16 protein-coding genes are annotated in these 15,637 nt (G+C 41.3%); 11 read left to right on the forward strand and 5 right to left on the reverse strand.

Features of this window, described 5'->3' with window-relative positions:
* Nucleotides 1-249 precede the first annotated feature (249 nt).
* Nucleotides 250-678: an rRNA maturation RNase YbeY gene (gene ybeY, locus BWD42_RS15140; RefSeq protein WP_077437234.1), complete on the reverse strand. Its 429-nt coding sequence runs from the start codon at nt 676-678 to the stop codon at nt 250-252.
* A 139-nt stretch (nt 679-817) separates the two neighbouring features.
* The gene (gene ruvX, locus BWD42_RS15145; RefSeq protein WP_077437235.1) at nt 818-1,231 is read right to left on the reverse strand and encodes a Holliday junction resolvase RuvX; all 414 of its coding nucleotides are present in this window, start codon (nt 1,229-1,231) and stop codon (nt 818-820) included.
* A 178-nt stretch (nt 1,232-1,409) separates the two neighbouring features.
* On the opposite strand from ruvX, the gene def reads away from it, so the two are divergent.
* Nucleotides 1,410-2,636 (forward strand): peptide deformylase, encoded by a 1,227-nt coding sequence (gene def / locus BWD42_RS15150; protein WP_077437236.1) that lies wholly within the window; start codon nt 1,410-1,412, stop codon nt 2,634-2,636.
* A gap of 120 nt (nt 2,637-2,756) precedes the next feature.
* Here the strand turns inward: def and BWD42_RS15155 are convergent, their stop codons facing one another.
* On the reverse strand, nt 2,757-3,746 hold the full coding sequence (locus BWD42_RS15155; protein ID WP_077437237.1) for an aspartate-semialdehyde dehydrogenase: 990 nt from the start codon (nt 3,744-3,746) through the stop codon (nt 2,757-2,759).
* Between the two features lie 407 nt (nt 3,747-4,153).
* Between BWD42_RS15155 and BWD42_RS15160 the strand changes: the two genes are divergently transcribed.
* The 10 genes from BWD42_RS15160 to BWD42_RS15205 all read left to right on the forward strand — a co-directional run bounded on the left by BWD42_RS15160 (nt 4,154) and on the right by BWD42_RS15205 (nt 13,499).
* A complete protein-coding gene (locus BWD42_RS15160; protein ID WP_077437238.1) occupies nt 4,154-5,101 on the forward strand; it encodes an NAD-dependent epimerase/dehydratase family protein in 948 nt (315 codons plus the stop codon).
* A gap of 2 nt (nt 5,102-5,103) precedes the next feature.
* Nucleotides 5,104-5,829, forward strand: coding sequence for a YebC/PmpR family DNA-binding transcriptional regulator (locus tag BWD42_RS15165; RefSeq protein ID WP_077437239.1), 726 nt, complete (start codon nt 5,104-5,106; stop codon nt 5,827-5,829).
* Between the two features lie 122 nt (nt 5,830-5,951).
* Nucleotides 5,952-7,361: a hypothetical protein gene (locus tag BWD42_RS15170; RefSeq protein ID WP_077437240.1), complete on the forward strand. Its 1,410-nt coding sequence runs from the start codon at nt 5,952-5,954 to the stop codon at nt 7,359-7,361.
* A 65-nt stretch (nt 7,362-7,426) separates the two neighbouring features.
* Nucleotides 7,427-8,170: a DeoR/GlpR family DNA-binding transcription regulator gene (locus tag BWD42_RS15175; RefSeq protein ID WP_077437241.1), complete on the forward strand. Its 744-nt coding sequence runs from the start codon at nt 7,427-7,429 to the stop codon at nt 8,168-8,170.
* 23 nt (nt 8,171-8,193) lie between these two features.
* Nucleotides 8,194-9,654 carry a lipopolysaccharide biosynthesis protein gene (locus BWD42_RS15180; protein WP_077437242.1) on the forward strand — a complete coding sequence of 487 codons (1,461 nt, stop codon included), beginning with the start codon at nt 8,194-8,196 and terminating at the stop codon, nt 9,652-9,654.
* Nucleotides 9,655-10,527: a glycosyltransferase family 2 protein gene (locus BWD42_RS15185; protein WP_077437243.1), complete on the forward strand. Its 873-nt coding sequence runs from the start codon at nt 9,655-9,657 to the stop codon at nt 10,525-10,527. It abuts the gene before it with no gap.
* A gap of 3 nt (nt 10,528-10,530) precedes the next feature.
* The gene (locus tag BWD42_RS15190) at nt 10,531-11,445 is read left to right on the forward strand and encodes a glycosyltransferase (protein WP_077437244.1); all 915 of its coding nucleotides are present in this window, start codon (nt 10,531-10,533) and stop codon (nt 11,443-11,445) included.
* 2 nt (nt 11,446-11,447) lie between these two features.
* Complete coding sequence (locus BWD42_RS15195) at nt 11,448-12,203, forward strand: glycosyltransferase family 2 protein (RefSeq protein ID WP_077437245.1); 756 nt, start codon at nt 11,448-11,450, stop codon at nt 12,201-12,203.
* Nucleotides 12,203-12,418: a DUF3820 family protein gene (locus BWD42_RS15200; protein WP_046673143.1), complete on the forward strand. Its 216-nt coding sequence runs from the start codon at nt 12,203-12,205 to the stop codon at nt 12,416-12,418. Before BWD42_RS15195 ends, BWD42_RS15200 begins: the two co-directional genes overlap by 1 nt.
* A 94-nt stretch (nt 12,419-12,512) precedes the next feature.
* Nucleotides 12,513-13,499 carry a rhodanese-related sulfurtransferase gene (locus BWD42_RS15205; RefSeq protein WP_077437379.1) on the forward strand — a complete coding sequence of 329 codons (987 nt, stop codon included), beginning with the start codon at nt 12,513-12,515 and terminating at the stop codon, nt 13,497-13,499.
* Between the two features lie 68 nt (nt 13,500-13,567).
* On the opposite strand, the gene BWD42_RS15210 is transcribed toward BWD42_RS15205, so the two are convergent.
* Together BWD42_RS15210 and BWD42_RS15215 are read right to left on the reverse strand one after the other, a co-directional pair.
* Entirely contained in the window at nt 13,568-14,248 is a 681-nt protein-coding gene (locus BWD42_RS15210; RefSeq protein WP_077437246.1) for a DUF937 domain-containing protein, read from the reverse strand.
* 127 nt (nt 14,249-14,375) lie between these two features.
* Complete coding sequence (locus BWD42_RS15215; RefSeq protein ID WP_139351176.1) at nt 14,376-15,635, reverse strand: DUF5689 domain-containing protein; 1,260 nt, start codon at nt 15,633-15,635, stop codon at nt 14,376-14,378.
* Nucleotides 15,636-15,637 lie beyond the last annotated feature (2 nt).

Consider the following 15,637-nt stretch of genomic DNA (forward strand, 5'->3'; position numbering starts at 1 on the left):
ATACGGGTATACAGATCAGATATACAGGTGTGTTTCTTAAATTTAGGCTTTATTTTCCATCAGGGATCTGAGCCCAAAAAGATAAATCATTCGCATGAAAAAAATCCACAAAAAGACGGCAAAAAGAGTATTTATTCAAAGCACGGAAATGTGAATAATTCCCTACGAACAAGAAGATTAAACATAGCTATGAATAAAGAAAAACAGGGCATCCAAAGTATTGGACACCCTAATAGTGGATCTAAGAACCTAGAAATTTCTTTTCCCTAGATATTCATCTTCTTTAGCCGTCATCTTCGCTTTATCGGCTGGCTTTTTATCCGGGTATCCGCAAAGGTGCATAACACCATGAATAATGACGCGGTGCAACTCATCACGTTCAGCGACCTTAAATTTTTGCGCATTCTCCTGAATGCGTTCCACACTGATAAAAATATCGCCAGCAATGGTATCCTCATCCTCTGATGAATCAAAAGTTACAATGTCGGTATAGGTATCGTGATTCAGATATTCCTTATTGATCTCCAACAGATAGGCATCCGAACAGAGGATAAAACTCAGCTCGCCTATGCGCTTAAATCCTTCACCTTTAATCGCATCAGCGATCCATTGACGGATCTTACCTTTTTCTTTTAGTTTGAAATCTATGTCTTCTGTAAAAAATAATATGCTTTTCATCAGTAATTATTATTAAATGAGCTCGTTGGCCTCGGTTTTGATTCCATCAGCTAAATGGACTTTATGATCATAAAATCGATATTACTCCATCAATAGACGAATCATCTAAAGCGAACGGCTCATGCGATAAAATCCGTATTTAAAAGTTCCGCCCCTCCATATAGCTCTGCAGGATGATTGTCGCTGACACCGTATCGACCAGGCCTTTCTGCTGACGGTCCTTTTTCTTCTTGCCGCTTTGAGCGATGGCTGCGGAGGCCATTTTTGAAGTAAAACGTTCATCAATTTCCACAACAGGGATAGCCGGATAGGTCTTTTTCAGCTTGCGCACAAACCCTACCACATGCGAAGCTGACTCCGAATCCGATCCGTCCAGTTGTTTGGGTTTACCGACAACGAATGTTTCGATCTGTTCCGTTTGGAGGTAATCCGTCAGAAAACTCCAAATATCCTGTGGATGTACTGTTGTCAGTGCCGTGGCAATAATTTGCATTGGATCGGTGACTGCAATCCCAATTCGTTTTGTACCGTAATCAAATGCCATTAATCTCATGGAAGATCTTTTTTTTTACAAAAGTACAATTTACATTTGAGTATCGAGAGAAGCGTATTGAGAATCTGATCCTACACGCAATAGACCTATGAAGAGTCATCATTTTTTTATTTTTTACCGTGTTAAACTTCAATTCACCAAAAAAAACTATAACTTTGATAGACTATTAAAAATATAAATGAGAAAAACAGTTATTGCTGGTCTATTTGTTGCGTTTAGCTTATACGGGCATGCCCAGAGCAATTATGACCAACAAATATTAGCACAGCGCAAGGAAAAAGCTGTGGAATTAGCCAAAGAGCAATTTGGTCCATTGAAAGCAGAACAAGTAGCGTCTTTAGATTACTTCCCAGTAAATCCAAACTATAAAATTAAAGCTAAGATTGAGGTCTTATTTGATGAACCGGTATTTCGTATGCCCACCTATGATGGTACCAGCAACGAATACAAGCGTTATGCAATTGTGACATTTACGCTGAATGGGGCAGAAAGAACATTGAATATTTATCAGAGCGTAGCTTTATTTCAAAATCCTGCCTACAAAAAACATTTATTTTTACCATTTTTAGATCAGACAAACGGCCAGGAGAGTTATAGTGGCGGACGCTATATAGACTTGTCCACAGATGACATCAAGGGCAACAGCATTGAAATAGACTTTAATAAGGCTTACAATCCTTATTGTGCCTACAGCAATGGTTATCGTTGTCCTGTTCCCCCAGTTGAAAACACTTTAGAAACAAAAATTATGGCAGGAGAGAAAGCCTTTCATAAAGCGAAGAATGAACGACCGGTCAACCTGAATGCCGGACAGGAATTTACAGAAGCTGACAAGAAGATTATTCTATCAGGGGATGAAAACACACTTCTTCGTGTATTACAAACTACCGATGAAAAAGATTTAAAGGTATTGAAAGCGACAAGCAGTGATGTTAAGTACAATGACCCATTGTTAGAAACACTTTCAAAACGGATGTTTGCAACCGTTCGGGATCCAAATCATCCAGGGGTAGGAATAGCGGCACCTCAAATTGGGATCAACAAAAACCTGATCTGGGTGCAACGGTTTGACAAACCGGAACAACCTTTCGAGTTTTATGTAAATCCAAAAATCCTGTGGCGCTCCAAGCTAAAACGGAAGGGTGCAGAAGGCTGCCTATCCATCCCCAATCGCAAAGAAGACGTTCTGCGGAGCTATGCGATCCGTTTACAGTACATCAATAAGGAGGGAAAAGTTATTGAAGAAAATATTGAAGGGTTTACCGCAGTAATCTTCCAGCATGAAACGGATCACCTCTTCGGCATATTATTTCCTGACCGACTGGAAGAGCAGGAAAAAGACAGCTATGTACCATTGAATGATAAGATTGATTTTTCCATCTTGCCAAAGACTTTGACACCATAGCAACAGATTGATCGAACCGGCTTAAAAAACGCCTATCCTCCTTGAAATCATAAATATATCTATAAAAAGAGCCCCCATGAATTACTTCATGGGGGCTCAATATGATGGAATCTACTTGAGTTAGATCAATCCTTTTTCTGCCAATAGTTCAGCAACTTGAACAGCATTTGTTGCTGCACCTTTACGCAAGTTGTCTGCTACTACCCACATATTTAGTGTATTTGGTTGTGAGTCATCACGACGGATACGTCCGACAAAAACTTCGTCTCTACCGTGCGCATCTTTTGGCATCGGGTATTGAAGATTAGCAGGATCATCGACAACGATACAACCACTTTGAGCAGCTAATGCTGCACGCACATCATTTAAATCAAAGTCATTTTCGAATTCAATATTCAATGACTCGGAGTGTCCACCCATAACAGGGATACGCACAGTTGTTGCTGTTACCTTGATTGAATCGTCACGCATGATTTTGTTTGTTTCCAAAATCATTTTCATTTCCTCTTTGGTGTAGCCATTTCCCTGGAATACATCGATATGTGGAATGACATTCAAATCAATCTGATAAGGATAAGCTTTTTCGCCTTCTTTACCTGCGCGTTCATCCATCAACTGGTTAACGGCTTTAACACCAGTACCCGTTACGGACTGATAAGTCGAAACTACGACACGCTTAATTTTATATTTATCATGTAATGGTTTTAACGCCACTACCATTTGAATAGTTGAGCAATTTGGGTTTGCAATAATTTTATCATCAGCGGATAACACATCGCCGTTTACTTCCGGAACGACCAATTTCTTTGTCGGATCCATACGCCATGCTGAAGAATTGTCAATAACTGTAATTCCAGCTTCTGCAAATTTTGGTGCAAATTCTTTAGACGTATCGCCTCCTGCGGAGAACAATGCAACATCAGGTTTCAAAGCAATAGCCTCAGATGGTGTAACCACCTTATACTTCTTTCCCTTGAATTCAATTTCCTTACCCTTGCTACGCTCTGAAGCTACTGGAATCAATTCTGTTACTGGGAAATTTCGCGCCGCCAACACGGTTAGCATCTCAGTACCTACAAGGCCTGTTGCGCCGACTACTGCCACTTTCATTTTTGTCTGTGTTTAAATTGTGTATATAAAATTTGTTATTTTGATTTTGTTTTTAGTTGATTCTTGAAGAATGAATTCTTCAAATTTAAAAAATATTCAGCAATTACACTATTAAAATAACAAAATATAGCTTATTCCGCTAAAAAAGTCACAACTGCTCCGTTTTTTTTCCACCTCAATCAAAAATTATAGCTCACGAACCACGGATTTGACCTAAAAAAATTGAAGTGCCAATAATTCAAAAAAAATAAAAATTTTCGCTGCTCGTTCAAAAAAACAGAACAAACGATTGAAACGGTTTAAAATCTCATAAAAACAGCGCCAAGAGTCTATAAATTAACATTTTTAGAAGACTGTCCTTTGCATCAAACAGTTGCTAGATACTGAAAAGCCGTTATATTTGCATCATGAAAGAAAGCATTATTATCATTGGTGCAAACGGCCAAATCGGTACTGAATTGGCAATCGCTCTGCGTAAAAAATTTGGTGCAGAAAATGTTGTCACCACAGACATCAGAGAACCACAAATAAAAAGCCCCGACGAGAATTTTGAAATTGCAAATGTGCTTGACAAAAATGGTCTCGACATATTGTTTCAAAAATATAAACCTACTCAAGTATATTTATTGGCAGCCATGCTTTCAGCAACAGGAGAAAAATATCCTGAAAAAGCATGGGAGCTTAATATGAATGGATTGCTCAACGTACTTGACCTAGCTGTTACGTATAAAGTTTCAAGAATATTCTGGCCAAGTTCCATTGCTGTATTCGGTCCGCACTCACCGAAAGTAAATACGGAGCAATACTGTGTTATGGATCCAAATACGATCTATGGAATCAGTAAGCTTGCAGGTGAGCGTCTTATCGAATGGTATCAGGAACATCGCGGATTGGATATCCGCAGCGTAAGATATCCAGGTATTATCTCCTGGAAGACAGAACCGGGAGGTGGAACGACAGATTATGCTGTTGATATATTCTATGAGGCACTGAAAACAGGTACTTACGAATGTTTCTTATCCGAGAATACAGCATTACCGATGTTATATATGGAAGATGCCATCCGCGGCACACTTGAGCTGATGGACGCGCCACAGGAAAGTCTGAGCATCCGTCACGCCTATAACCTTGGTGGTATTACTTTTACTCCAAAAGAACTCGCACAAGAAATTAAAAAAATTCTTCCTAATTTTGCAATCTCTTACGTAGCGAATGACCCAAGACAGCAGATTGCCGATTCATGGCCTGCAAGTCTGGATGATTCATACGCAAGCAAAGACTGGAACTGGAAGCCAGAATTTGACATCCAGAAGATGACAGTCGATATGATTGAGAATCTTAAAAACAAAATATAACAATGGGAAGAGCTTTCGAATTCAGAAAAGAGCGGAAATTCAAACGCTGGGCTAAGATGGCCGTGCAATTTACACGTTTAGGTAAAGAGATCGCTATGGCGGTTAAAGAAAGCGGCCCGCACCCTGAAACCAACTCGAGACTTCGTACAGCAATACATAATGCTAAGGCTGTAAACATGCCTAAAGATCGTATCGAAGCGGCTATAAAACGTGCTTCAGAGAAAGATTCAAAAGGCTATGAAGAATATGTATATGAGGGTTATGGCCCTCATGGTGTTCCGGTTTTGATCGAAACAGCGACAGACAATACCAACCGTACCGTAGGAAATATCCGCAGCTATTTTACCAAAGCTGGAGGATCCTTGGGAAAAACAGGATCATTGGATTTTATTTTCAATCGCAAATCCATCTTCCGCTTTGCAGCGACAGATGAATTGGATCTTGAAGAATTGGAACTGGAGCTTATCGATGGTGGTTTGGAAGAATTATACGTTGAAGCTGATGAAGAGGGCAATGATGTTGCTGTAGTACAGACTTCTTTTGAGGATTTCGGTAATATGCAAAAACTGCTGGAAGAAAAAGGTATCGAAGTAACTTCGGCAAAATTGGAGCGTATTGCGCTATCACACGCTGAGATTACAGAGGAACAAGCGGCAGATGTATTGAAGATGATCGATAAAATCGAAGAAGACGACGATGTACAAGCTGTATACCATAACATGGCTTAAGCTGTTCATCTCACAAAATATCTAAAAAGAGCGCTTGTCGCTCTTTTTTTTATAGCAAGGCCTCTCAGCACCGTCAGAAAAATTACTACATTTGTAATAGACTATATCAAACTCATAACAGGATGACTTTTGAAGAATTTTTCGCGAAAAAGAAAATTGATTTAAAAGCTTTAAAAGCGGCGGATGAACCTCTATTTGAAGAGTTCAGAGCGCACTATTCTGCCATGGGCGAGAAAAGTTTTGATCATAGCAAGAAATTTTGGTTCAACAAGCTTCGTAAGAGCTATCATCTGGCGGAAGAAGAAGTGGTGGTCGTCAAAAAAACTATCCAGACAGATCCTGTTGAGACGGCTCCGGCGGCAACGGATGCTTCTGTTACAAAACCTGCAGGTTTCAAACCTAGGTTTAAAGCGACAGCTCAAGCGGAGCCTGCTGAGCAGAAAGAGGAACCTAAAACAGAACCTTCGACAGCAGCTGCAAATTCGGTCCCAGGATTTAAGCCACGCTTTAAACCAGGGATCACCAAAAACACAGCGAATTCATCAGAGGAGCCGTCCGCACCTACAGAATTGCCGAAAGACGCTGCTCCAGAAACGGCTAAACCGACGGGTTTTAAACCCCGTTTCAAGCCAGGAATCACTAAAAACACAACGAACTCATCCGAGGAGCCGTCCGTACCTGCAGAATTGCCAAAAGACGAGGCTCCAGAAACGACTAAACAGATAGGTTTTAAACCCCGTTTCAAGCCGGGTGTGACGAAAGCAGCGGATAGCACTGTTAATGAGGATATATCCTCACCTGCAGAGGCCTCAGACAGCTCGGCAACACAAGCACCGAAGCCGACAGGCTTTAAACCTAGATTTAAAGCAGGCCTGACGAAAGCAGCAAGTACTGACTCGACACAGGAAGTGACTCCGCCAACAGAAGACCTGAACGCGAAGCAGACAGCTGCTCCAGAAGCATCGCCAAAACCAACGGACAGCAACACAGTCAATCCGACGGTTGAACCGCAGCAGGAGAACATCACCGAAACTGATCCAACCACAGCAAACAAACCTACAGGTTTCAAGCCAAGATTTAAAGCTGGGATAACGAAAACAGCAGGTACTGATGACAAGCAGACTGCTGAACCTCTTCAATCTGCAAAATCTTCAATAGAGGGTGCGACGACACCATCAGCCGCTGCGGATAACGCAATTACAGCAAATACATCCTCACCTGCGGAGGCCTCGAGCAGTTCGACAACAGCAGCATCCAAGCCGACAGGCTTTAAGCCAAGATTCAAAGCTGGTGTAACGAAAACAGCAAATACTGATTCTTCACTAACAGTAGTTCCCTCGGCAAAGGATACAAACGAAGCGCAGACAGGCACCCCTGCTCCACAAGCATCGCCGATACTAACGGACGGCGACAGTTCCAATCCGCCTATCGAACCGCAACAGAGCAATGAAACACAGCCGACAAACAAACCAACAGGCTTTAAACCTCGCTTCAAAGCTGGTTTAACAAAAATTGATAAAAAGGAAGAATAATTTTCACTACATTTAAACTGATTTTTTTCAACTAGTTTAAAAACTCCGATTAAAACCAAAGACCAATGTTAAAGGAAGAAAGACAAGCATTTATTATACATCAGATCAATCTACATAACAAAGTTTTATCTTCAGATCTAAGTGTGCAGCTCAATGTATCCGAAGATACCATCAGACGTGATCTGAACGAGCTTGCAGAAAACGGAAAGGTATTAAAAGTTTATGGGGGGGCACTTTCCAAATCTTTTCAGTTTCCATTCCAGGACGGGAATGTCTATGCGAAAGAGGCAAAAAAAGAAATTGCCAAGAAAGCGAGCTCTTTGATCTCCAATGGCATGACAGTATTGGTCGGCGGGGGAACAACCCTGATTGAACTGGCGCGGACTATCCCTGACCATCTTCAATGTACATTTTTTACGATCAGTCCATTAGTTGCATTGGAACTGGCCGAAAAACCAAATCTCGAAGTGATCCTGGTCGGCGGAAAGCTTTCACGGAACACCAATATCGTATCTGGCGCACAGGTCGCCAATGAATTGGCAGATCTAAAAGTAGACCTCTGTCTACTGGGCACCAATTCACTTTCGGTAGAAGATGGAGTAACAGACTCTGACTGGGAAGTGGTACAGATTAAGCGCGCGATGATTAAATGTTCAAAGAAAGTCGCCATACTCAGTATCGCAGAGAAGCTCAATTCCGTCCAGAAAATGAAAGTAGTGCCGCTACGTGATATTTCTTATCTGATTACTGATATCAATCCAAGCGATGTTTCCTTAAAAGAATTTGCGAATACAATTGCAATACTTTAATATTGCCGCTCATTTAATTTAGCATGTCATCGCAAACGGAAAATGACTCTTTAAAATCAAAAACAACAAAAGGACTGCTGTGGGGTGGTATGGCCAGTATCATCCAGCAGTTTTTGAGCTTCGGCTTCGGCATCCTACTCAATCGTAAACTAACTGCGGAGGACTACGGTCTGGTAGCCATGATTACCATATTCTCTGTTCTCGCATCTGCATTTCAGGAAAGTGGTTTTGTCTACGGTATCGTCAACAAAAAGGAAGTTCAACATAAGGATTACAATGCTGTATTCTGGACAAGTGTCGGAATAGGGACATTTATATACCTTGTCTTATTCTTTTCAGCTCCGCTGATTGCCCTCTACTACAAGCAACCCGTGCTAGTCGAACTGAGTCGGTTTACCTTCCTCTCCTTTTGGCTTGGAAGCTTTGGGATTGCCCATCATGCCTATCTTTTCCGAAATTTAAAGATCAAGGAACGGGTAATTACAGGCACCTTCGCCCTCGTCGCTTCAAATATCCTTGGTGTTTATCTCGCTTATAAAGATTATTCTTACTGGGCCTATGCTATACAAATTGTATCCTATAGTGGCTTCAATATGCTTGGCTTTTGGTATTTTTCTAAATTTAGGCCAACATTTGAATTTGATTTCAAACCTATTCGGGATATTTTGGGTTTTAGCAGTAAGATATTGGTGACGAATATCTTTATCAATATCAATAAAAATATATATGCTGCGGTGTTGGGTCGCCATTATTCCGCTGAAGAATTGGGATATACCGTGAATCCCAATCGATGGAGTATAATGGCGCAGAATATTTTGACCAATATGGTCAACAATGTCACACAACCGATTCTTCGGGAAATAGAAGATGATAGGGACAGACAGCTTCGTGTATTCCGCAAGCTCATTTCTTTTACCGCATTTTTGGCCTTTCCAATGTTATTTGGCCTAACAACCGTCGCACAAGATTTCATTACAATAGCCATCACCGAAAAGTGGGAAAAAAGTGCCATCTTTCTTCAGATTTTCTGTATAGGAGCAGCCTTTGATTCGGTAAGTAACGTTTTTTCAAACTTAATTATCAGCAAGGGTAAGTCCCAGATCTATATGCGAAATATTGTTATTTTTGGTTTACTCCAAATTGCTATTTTGGTCTTTGGCAAATCATTGGGTCTTGAGATATTAATCACACTAACCGCTGGACTAAACGCGCTATGGATATTTGTCTGGTACGCTTCGGCCAAGCCTTATATGACTTACTCATTCAGCTACTTGATGCGGGATGTTTTTTCATATGCTATCTTAGCAGGGCTTAGCTGCCTAGCAGCACATTACGCGACCACTTCCATCGCAAACCTCTATCTTCGGTTTGCAAGTACAATTGCTATCGCTGTATGTGCATATATCATCGTTAATAGAATCTTTAAGCCAAGTATTCTACTTGAATTGTTCCACTATTTCACCACAGTTATCCGAAAAAAATAGATGGCCAAGATTCTCACCATAATCGTTTCTTATAATTTTGAGCCTTGGATCCACAAGTGCTTACCCAGCCTGCTCGCATCAAGCCATCCAACGGATATCCTTGTTATAGATAATAACTCAAAGGATCATACCACCCGCATCATCAAAGAAAATTACCCCACAGTCAGACTGATCGAAAGTCCCGAAAATCTCGGTTTTGGAAAAGCCAATAACATTGGATTGACTATCGCCCTAGAGGAAGAGTATGACTACGCATTTTTAGTCAATCAGGATGCTTGGATAGATCAGAACTGTATCGCCAACCTGATCAAGGTAGATACCACAAACATTGGAATTATTTCCCCCATCCATTACGATGGAACGGAGGAAAAACTCGACCATGGGTTCTCAGTCTATACGAAGCATATCCAGCTTAAGAATTCTTATCGAACTTGTACATTCGTGAATGCTGCTTTTTGGCTTATTCCCTGCGAAGTAATCAAAAAAGTTGGCGGTTTTTCTCCGATCTTTTTCCACTACGGAGAAGATAAAGACTACGCCAATCGCATCCAATATTATGGGCTGGATTTTGTGTTGGCCGAAGATGCCAAGGCCTATCACGACAGACAGCAACGCCAAGTGGATAACAAAGCTTTTCTAAAGAGCGAATTCGTCTATCATCTGACGGAGTATTGCAATATCAATTATACGTTTACAAAGGCTTTTTCGATGGCTATATTAGCAAGCATAAAGAAAATGCTGTCTTCTTTAGGGAAAGGTCGTATTTTTGAAACAAAAAGTTATCTCAATATCGCTTTTAGACTATTGGGCAAGACCGGAGAAGTCCGGAATACCCGTCAGGCTAATAAAAAAGCTTTTAACAAAATTTTTTGATAGATGAACAGTCTTGCTCCAGTTCTACTCTTTGTGTATAATCGGCCAGCGCATACACTCAAGACACTCGCTGCACTTGAGAGAAACAAATACGCAGACCAGACCATGCTCTATATTTATTCGGATGCAGCAAAAGATGAGCGCGCGATTGAGGCTGTAGAAGAGGTACGTCGGATTATAAAAAACCCATGGTCTTTTAAACAGATCAAAATAGTCGAGCGGGACAAAAATTGGGGCCTAGCTGCCAATGTTATCGATGGTGTTACCAAAGTTGTCCATGAACATAGACAGATTATCGTGTTAGAAGACGATCTCGAAACATCGGCATTTGCACTCGATTACTTTAATAAAGCACTAGACCGCTATAAAGAGGACAAACAGGTCATGCAAATCAGTGGCTACGGCTATCCTGTAAAAAATCTGAATGAGCTTCCCGAAACATTTTTCTTTCGAGTCGCCAATAGCTGGGGCTGGGCAACGTGGGATCGTGCATGGCAACATTTCAACCCCAACATAGATGAGCTTGTTTCCGATTTTTCGGAGGAAGAGATTCATCAGTTCAGTATTGAAGGAAAAGAAAACTTCTGGAAACAGGTACAGGAACTACGTGCTGGTAAGATCAACTCTTGGGCAATACGTTGGTACGCTTCGGTATTCAAAAAAAATGGGCTAGTTTTGTATCCGAGGAATTCGATGACACAGAATATCGGTAATGATGGCACAGGCACGCATACGGCTGCCGAATCTACCTATCAGGTCACGTTGGCTGATCATCCTGTGTGTTATTTTCCAACAGAAATTGTGGAGGATACACAAGCCTATGGCGCTATCAAATATTTTTATGCACATCGGAAGGGGTCTTGGTTCAAACGAGGCATCCGATTCCTCAAAAAGAAGATTAACGAATTCAATAAATAGCTATGGCCGCTCATCCAAAATTTTCAATCATCACTGTCGTTTACAATAATGTACGGGATATTGAGCACACCATCAAGTCTGTTGTTAACCAAACCTATGATAATATCGAATATATTGTCATTGACGGGGAATCATCTGATGGAACCTTAGCGGTTATTCAAAAATATCAGGATAAAATTGCGGTCTTATTATCTGAAAAAGACAAGGGAATTTACGACGCGATGAACAAAGGCCTTGCTTTGGCTACAGGTGACTATGTTCTCTTTTTGAATTCCGGTGACGAAATATACGATCTCAACAGCATCGAAAACCTAGCGAGACTCAGTGATGATGCCGATATCCTATATGGTGAAACGATATTGGTAGATGACAACAGGGCGATTATTGGGGAACGAAGACATAAGGTGCCGGCAAATTTTGACTGGAAGAGCTTTCGTTATGGTATGAATATCTGTCATCAGGCCATCTATATCAAACGGACTATTGCGGAACCGTATGATCTGAGTTATAAGCTATGTGCGGATATAGATTGGGTCATTCGTTGTGCCAAAAAGGCAAATAAGTCTGTTAATGCTCATCAATATGTAGCGCGTTACCTCGTGGGCGGGATGTCAAAACAGAAACATAAAGAGTCGCTAAAAGAACGCTTCGCCATCTTCAAACACTATTACGGTGCCATTCCCAATTTATTCAACCATGGAATCATTGCATTAAAAGCGATCTGGTACCGCATTAATTACGGAAAACCCCAAGACTAATGCTAAATCCCGAAATCCTCACTGAACTTGTAACAGTTAAAATGCCTTTCGGCAAATATCAAGGCTATACTTTGTGCAATCTTCCAGAACCTTATTTGGTCTGGTACAATCAAAAAGGATTTCCTAAAGGCAAATTAGGTCAGCAACTGGCCACGCTCTATGAGATCAAGCTAAATGGTCTAGAGTACCTCCTGGAACCTTTGAAGAAAAGGTGACGAAGGTCATTTTCTTCCTTTTATTATTTTTTGTAGCTTTGCAGTGAATTTATTTTTGCATTAAACGCCGTTTGCAGCGGTATCAATGAATATCATGACACAATATCAAACATTGCTGTACTATTGTTACAGCCCTATCGAAAATGCCGAACAGTTTGCGGCTGATCACCTGGAATTTTGTAAATCACTTGGCTTAGTAGGCCGTATTATTGTTGCCGACGAAGGTCTTAATGGTACCGTTTCGGGTACAACTGAGGCATGTCAACAGTATATGGATGCAGTCTACGCGGATGGCCGTTTCAACAAAACCGAATTTAAGATCGACAACGTTGAAGAGCCTTCTTTTATCAAAATGCACTGCCGCTACAAAGCTGAAATTGTACACTCTGGATTAAGAGACCCGAAAGAAATCGATCCAAACCGTCAAACAGGTGTGCATCTGGAACCGAAGGATTTCTTGGCAATGAAAGATCAGGAAGATGTCGTTGTATTGGACGTCCGTTCGAACTACGAGCACAATGTCGGCCGTTTTAAAAATGCGGTCACGTTGGACATTGATAACTTCCGCGAGTTTCCAGAAAAAATCAAAGAGCTGGAGCAATATAAAGGAAAAAAAATACTGACCTACTGTACAGGTGGCATCAAATGTGAGAAAGCTTCGGCCTTACTATTAAAAGAAGGCTTTGAGGATGTCTACCAATTGCATGGTGGAATTATTAAATATGGCAAAGAAGCAGGTGGCGAAGATTTCGAAGGCCAGTGTTATGTCTTTGACAACCGTGTCACAGTAGATGTTAACTCGGTCAACCCATCTGTGGTATCAACCTGTTTCAATTGTGGTAAACAGACGACCAAGATGATCAACTGCGCCAACCCGGTATGTAATGAGCATTTCACGCAGTGTGACGAATGCGGATGGGAAATGGAAGGCTGTTGCTCTGTCGCCTGCAAAGAAAGTCCGAATAAACGGGAATATGATGGAACGGGATACTATGTTAAAGTTCCTCAACCTGTTAATGTAGACAAAATCAGCAAAAGAAAACATAAGAATTTTCCACCTAAAGTGAAGGTCGAAGATTAATTCAATAGAACATAAAAAAAGTCGGTAACTGATCAAATTACCGACTTTTTTTATGTTGTAAGATTGCTTTACTTCGCAAACATTCCCGCTATAGAGTCCAGGATATTTCCTTTGGATTGGCCATCGTTACTTTTGTCAAAAAAGCTGCCGGCCAAACCTCCCAACATATCGGTCATACTAGTACCTGTGGAAGCCTGTTGTGTTTCTTGTGCAGGTTCTTCCTGTCCGCCACCCAAAAATGAACCAAGGATCCCCCCTAGCATACCACCGCCGGCACTCTGCTGTCCGCCGCCACCTAAAACAGATCCGATCAGGTCACCAATACCACCACCGCTGGATGCCTGTTTTTGTTGTCCTAGATAACTCATGACAATAGGCGCCAGTGTCGCCAAAACACCAGTTACCTGCGCTGAACTGATACCAGCTTTATCGGCTATATTCTGGGTCACCACCTCTGTATTTTGCCCAAACATATGGTTGACAATCTTGTTCCCGTCATCAGATCCGCCCTGACCAAATAAATCACCTATCTTATCGAAGATACCGCCACCACTATGTTGATCGATCGCTTTGTCGATGTTTTCTGCTTGACCTTTGTTTTTTGCATTGTAATTCAATGCCGCAATCATTAAGGGTACTGCTGCTGCCACAATCCATTTTGCCTTGGATTCACTGACACCTGTCATTTTAGAAATGGCTTCTATTGCTTTAGAGCCAACTCCGCCTGTAACTAAGTCTGTTAAGTTCATAAGTCTTCGTTTATAGTTATAATGAAGATAACAATTTTTTCTGAAGAGTTTAGAAAATATATACGAACAACAAAACGCCCTGTGGAGTGTTAACTACACAGGGCGATTACATCATCAATCGTTCAATCTAATAACTCTTATAGATCGCAATATCATCCAGGCCGAGCCTTCCATTATTAATGACATTATTGCTGGTTCCCAATCCAAGCTTGGTAATCCTGAAACGGACAGCTCCTTGGACATTCATTAAAAATACAGCCTGTTTTGAATTCATACTCTGCGAAGTTGGGTGTGCATCTGCGATAGATTCACCTGTTTGCTTCCATGTTGCGCCCTGATCCGTAGAATATTCCAGCTTAAACGTGCATGACCGATCCGTATAATATGAGCCATACCAAAGCGTCACTTTTGAAGCGCCATTCGGTACATCAAAATTCATCTGCACATGACCATCAACACTTAAATTCTGTTGCATGCGTATCGCATTTTTACCCGAAACAATACGGTCACGACCAGCAGTAGTACCCAATATTGCCTGATATAACTTCCATTGCCCAGTTGGGAAAGACACGTCGTTCTTTTCGCCCATATCGTAACTTCCTTTCACACTCGCGTCTACAGCATCAAATGTCTCCGGCCATCCAGCATATAGTTTACCACTTGCATAAGCCATGTCGGAGTAGTCCTGCATTCGGATTTGCAATTTATCCCCCTCTCTGAATGCTATTCCTCTGAAAGAGGCGCTGGGAGCAATAGACTGTCCCGCAAATGTTGCATTGTCCTCGGTATGCAAGGTAATCTCATTTTTATCTCCATCCATCAAGATCTTATCGCCTTTTAGGGCTGTTCCTGTTGCAGGCTCTGGCTCGACATCAGCAGTTACATCAATGTAAGTTGATTCAAACTCATCGAATTTCGCTTTAAGATTTGCAACCGAAACCGCTAATGGAGCAACGTTTTTATTTGACGCAAAGACATTGACCTGTTGATTTTTAACGGACGATAAAACCATTAAGCCAGATTTTTTGACCAATTTTGTACCATCGATATTGATCTGAACAGAGTCACCAAATTTGAAACTCGAGGCATCAGTAACCTCTACTAATATTCCTCTACGCTGATTGCGCCAGATATTCTGAACAGCGATTGTATTTTCGGGCAAATTCTTATTCTCAGCGCGTGAAACCACAAGTGCCTTCAAGTACTTTGCGCCAAGCGCACTTGATTCGTTGAGTTGTAGATCCGTATTTTTATAGAGGCTACGTAATGTATACAATGATATTTCAGGATTTAATTCTCCGATTGACTCATTGATATCTTCTTTACAGCCTGTCAGGAGCGTTGACATCGCCAACGCAGTCCATATTACTAACTTTAACTTTTTCATGA

It is taken from the genome of Sphingobacterium sp. CZ-UAM, from assembly GCF_002000245.1.
In the GTDB taxonomy this organism is placed as follows: domain Bacteria; phylum Bacteroidota; class Bacteroidia; order Sphingobacteriales; family Sphingobacteriaceae; genus Sphingobacterium.

What these genes read in the sequence shown, in the direction of transcription:
- ybeY (WP_077437234.1), bottom strand. Translation starts at nt 678, where the DNA reads ATGAAAAGCATATTATTTTTTACAGAAGACATAGATTTCAAACTAAAA.
- BWD42_RS15170 (WP_077437240.1), top strand. Translation starts at nt 5,952, where the DNA reads ATGACTTTTGAAGAATTTTTCGCGAAAAAGAAAATTGATTTAAAAGCT.
- BWD42_RS15215 (WP_139351176.1), bottom strand. Translation starts at nt 15,635, where the DNA reads ATGAAAAAGTTAAAGTTAGTAATATGGACTGCGTTGGCGATGTCAACG.
- BWD42_RS15210 (WP_077437246.1), bottom strand. Translation starts at nt 14,248, where the DNA reads ATGAACTTAACAGACTTAGTTACAGGCGGAGTTGGCTCTAAAGCAATA.
- BWD42_RS15165 (WP_077437239.1), top strand. Translation starts at nt 5,104, where the DNA reads ATGGGAAGAGCTTTCGAATTCAGAAAAGAGCGGAAATTCAAACGCTGG.
- BWD42_RS15160 (WP_077437238.1), top strand. Translation starts at nt 4,154, where the DNA reads ATGAAAGAAAGCATTATTATCATTGGTGCAAACGGCCAAATCGGTACT.
- BWD42_RS15155 (WP_077437237.1), bottom strand. Translation starts at nt 3,746, where the DNA reads ATGAAAGTGGCAGTAGTCGGCGCAACAGGCCTTGTAGGTACTGAGATG.
- BWD42_RS15180 (WP_077437242.1), top strand. Translation starts at nt 8,194, where the DNA reads ATGTCATCGCAAACGGAAAATGACTCTTTAAAATCAAAAACAACAAAA.
- BWD42_RS15195 (WP_077437245.1), top strand. Translation starts at nt 11,448, where the DNA reads ATGGCCGCTCATCCAAAATTTTCAATCATCACTGTCGTTTACAATAAT.
- BWD42_RS15185 (WP_077437243.1), top strand. Translation starts at nt 9,655, where the DNA reads ATGGCCAAGATTCTCACCATAATCGTTTCTTATAATTTTGAGCCTTGG.
- BWD42_RS15190 (WP_077437244.1), top strand. Translation starts at nt 10,531, where the DNA reads ATGAACAGTCTTGCTCCAGTTCTACTCTTTGTGTATAATCGGCCAGCG.
- def (WP_077437236.1), top strand. Translation starts at nt 1,410, where the DNA reads ATGAGAAAAACAGTTATTGCTGGTCTATTTGTTGCGTTTAGCTTATAC.
- BWD42_RS15200 (WP_046673143.1), top strand. Translation starts at nt 12,203, where the DNA reads ATGCTAAATCCCGAAATCCTCACTGAACTTGTAACAGTTAAAATGCCT.
- ruvX (WP_077437235.1), bottom strand. Translation starts at nt 1,231, where the DNA reads ATGAGATTAATGGCATTTGATTACGGTACAAAACGAATTGGGATTGCA.
- BWD42_RS15175 (WP_077437241.1), top strand. Translation starts at nt 7,427, where the DNA reads ATGTTAAAGGAAGAAAGACAAGCATTTATTATACATCAGATCAATCTA.
- BWD42_RS15205 (WP_077437379.1), top strand. Translation starts at nt 12,513, where the DNA reads ATGACACAATATCAAACATTGCTGTACTATTGTTACAGCCCTATCGAA.